Annotated in this window: 3 protein-coding genes; all 3 read left to right on the top strand. The window is 31.7% G+C overall.

What is annotated here, in order from left to right:
* The first annotated feature begins 40 nt into the window (after positions 1 to 40).
* The 3 genes from EI162_RS13850 to drt3b all read left to right on the top strand — a co-directional run bounded on the left by EI162_RS13850 (position 41) and on the right by drt3b (position 3,149).
* A complete protein-coding gene (locus EI162_RS13850; protein WP_192524885.1) occupies positions 41 to 274 on the top strand; it encodes a hypothetical protein in 234 nt (77 codons plus the stop codon).
* A gap of 126 nt (positions 275 to 400) precedes the next feature.
* A complete protein-coding gene (gene drt3a / locus EI162_RS13845) occupies positions 401 to 1,645 on the top strand; it encodes an antiviral reverse transcriptase Drt3a (protein WP_192524884.1) in 1,245 nt (414 codons plus the stop codon).
* Positions 1,646 to 1,655: 10 nt separating this feature from the next.
* On the top strand, positions 1,656 to 3,149 hold the full coding sequence (gene drt3b, locus EI162_RS13840) for an antiviral reverse transcriptase Drt3b (protein ID WP_192524883.1): 1,494 nt from the start codon (positions 1,656 to 1,658) through the stop codon (positions 3,147 to 3,149).
* Positions 3,150 to 3,164 lie beyond the last annotated feature (15 nt).

The following is a 3,164-nucleotide window of genomic DNA, read 5'->3' as shown; positions in this document are numbered from 1 at the left end:
CGTATCAGCAGGCATTTAATCTAAAGGGCAGTTACACAGAATGTGGGATGGTCTCGTTGAGACTGACAAAGGTCAAACGCTCAATTTAATCATTGAGACCAAAGACACTTCGTCGTCTGATAACCTTAGAGCAGAGGAAAATCGCAAGATCAAGCATGCTGAGCGTTTATTTAATCAGATGGAGTCAGATGGGCTTAGTGTGAGCTTTAGCACCCAGTTCCAAGATGATCTGGTGAAGGATATTATTAAGAAGGCGTTAGAACACAATAGCTAAGTAAACTATCCGTTTGGTTTTATTCATTACATACGTGAATGTAGATTCTGAAAAATTAAAAAGTAGATTTTTTATGTTCTATTTAAAGAGCCTTCAACATTAAACATAATGATTTAAGTGACAAACATGGAATATCAAGCATTTAGTACTTACAGATTAAACAAGGTTATTCGTAAAAGTGACTTTCAAAATATATCTATGGCAGATCAAGATATATATCGTGAAAAATTGCTTCATGATGCAATTGATAGCATCAAGAAAGAATTTTCAGATGTTGTTAATCCTTTATCATGTTTCAAGCTACATGGAAATCAAGTATATAAAATAGATAGGCATCATCATCGTCTAATAGAAAGAAATCTAACATCAAATCTTAATAGCATTAGCGGTAAAAAAGCGCCTAATCGGGCGAGTATCATAGAAAATTTGAAGTTATTATTAATGGAGGATGTTCCATATAGGATTTATAGGTGGGATATCATAAAGTTTTTTGAGTCTTTTGATAATAAAGAAGTAGAAAAATTTATAAACCAAATTCCTAATTTAAGTCCTCAAAGCAAAAGTTTACTTTGTTCTATCTTAAAAAAACACAAGGCTTTAGGTGGTACTGGGTCTCCTCGAGGCTTATCTTTAAGCTCCGTTCTTACGGAATTAATAATGTGTGATTTTGATAGTAAAGTCTCTGCTCACCCTGATACATTTTTTTATGCAAGATACGTAGATGACATCATAATTATTACCTCAGCTAATGAAAATAGCCAAATATTTAGGGTTTTGGCTAAAAAAAACCTACCTAAAGGCTTACAATTTAACGAATTGAAGTCTCAAGAATCTCCGATAATCGGTAAAAGCCCTATAACTAGAAAGCAAACTGATGAGTTTAGATATAGTTTTGAATACCTAGGATATAAAATTAGTATTAAAAAAAGAACTAATAAAGATAAACACAGGATTATTGATATTGATATAGCTGACAAGAAAGTTAAGAAATATAAAAAACGTTTGTCACGGGCATTCTATGATTTTGCAAAAAATGGTAACACAGAGTTGCTTATTGACAGGCTAAGGTTTTTAACTAAAAATTTCAAGATCTATAATCAACATTTAGACAGAACTAAGCTTTCTGGTATTTACTATAACTATCCTGCTATACAAGGTAATATGTCAAATTTAAAGAATTTGGACGGCTTTATTAAGGCTTTAGTACTTGGACAAAAAGGAAGACTAGGTACTTTACTGAGTACTAAATTAAATTCAAGGTTAAGGAGTAGAATACTAGCTAATAGCTTTGTTAAAGGCCATAAAGATGTAGCTTTTGTCACTTTTCGTCCCGAGAGAGTTGGTCAAATAAAACGTTGTTGGGATCATTAGGAATAACAAGATGTCATCTACAAGATTTATAGAAAAGAGTGATTATACGAGAGTGCTTTTAACAGAAACACTACCTTATGAGACTCCAATAATATTCTCAAACGATGGGCTATATGAACGAATAAAACATATTGATAACTTTCCAGAATTTGAGAAAAAACTAATTAAATTGATAGTTTACGGTGAAAAACCTACAGGCAATAAGAAAAATAGGCCAATAAAGCCGACTAAACCCTACCTTTATAAAATATGTAAAGACAGTGTTAGTTTTAGAAGATTAGCTTTATTACATCCTACCTCACAGTATCAAGCAAAATTATTTTATGAAAAATACGCAAGTCTAATCCTTTATTATTGTTCGATTAGTCCAGCGTCTATCAGATCTCCAAAAGGTATCGCAAGCACTTTTTATACAAAAGGACTGTGGGAAAACCTATATCAATATAAGGAGGATCAAGTCTCTTCAGTTGAAAAAGATTCTCTTGTAAAACACATGCCATCATTTTTTTCATATAACGGGTATGACCGTCTATATAAGTTCTTCAATTCTTCTGAGTATTTTAGATTAGAGAAAAGATTTAGAGTGCAAATGAGTCTAGATGTCTCTAAGTGTTTTGATAGTATTTATACTCACTCAATCGCATGGGCAACTAAAGATAAAAATTTTACTAAGGATAACTTAAATAAAAATGCATTTGGTGATGCTTTTGATACACTCATTCGGCATGGTAATGACAATGAAACTAATGGTATACCTATAGGCCCCGAAGTAAGTAGAGTTTTTTCTGAAATTATTTTCCAGAAAATTGATTTATTGGCTATAGAAAAACTTAAATCAGAAGACATTGACTTAAAATTTGATATTAATTACGTGTTTAAACGATATGTGGATGACGTTTATATCTTTGCAGATAATCAAGAAATAGCTGAAAAAGTCTATGCGATCTATTCAGATAGTTTAATCAGTTTTAATCTACATACAAATGTAAGTAAATATTCAATTATTACCCGACCCTTCGCAAGTAGCAAATCTAGATTAATACATGAAATTAGCAATTTATCGAACAACTTTTTTGATAAGTTCTTAGAAGTTGATAGATTAAGAAAATTAAAACCAAAGAAAATCTATAGGTCTTCGCGACTTGCGAAATCATTTATTGAGTCTATTAAGGTTTTATGTGTTCATAATAATGTTGGATACGATGAAATCTCATCATTTGTTATATCATCTTTAACAAATCGCATTAAGCGGTTAATCGATACAAACGAAGTTTTATATGAAGAAAAAATTGATTATTACCATGTACTGAGAACTATTCTTGAAGTAGCCTTTTTTCTGTACGAAGTAGCACCTTCTGTAGGCGCATCTTATAAACTGAGTACAATGATTATATTTATAATAAGGTTTTGTAGACACTATAGTGTGTACGAAGAAGAAATTGCCCTCAAGATTTTCGGACTTACTAGGGGCTGTATAGAATTCAAATCAGCGGCAGCCAGATAAAGACACAAGCGAGAA

Origin of the sequence: Psychrobacter sp. FME6, assembly GCF_014861365.1 — a bacterium.
In the GTDB taxonomy this organism is placed as follows: Bacteria; Pseudomonadota; Gammaproteobacteria; order Pseudomonadales; family Moraxellaceae; genus Psychrobacter.
The sequence above is the reverse complement of the archived record's forward strand: the minus strand, read 5'-3'. Positions and strand labels throughout refer to the sequence as shown.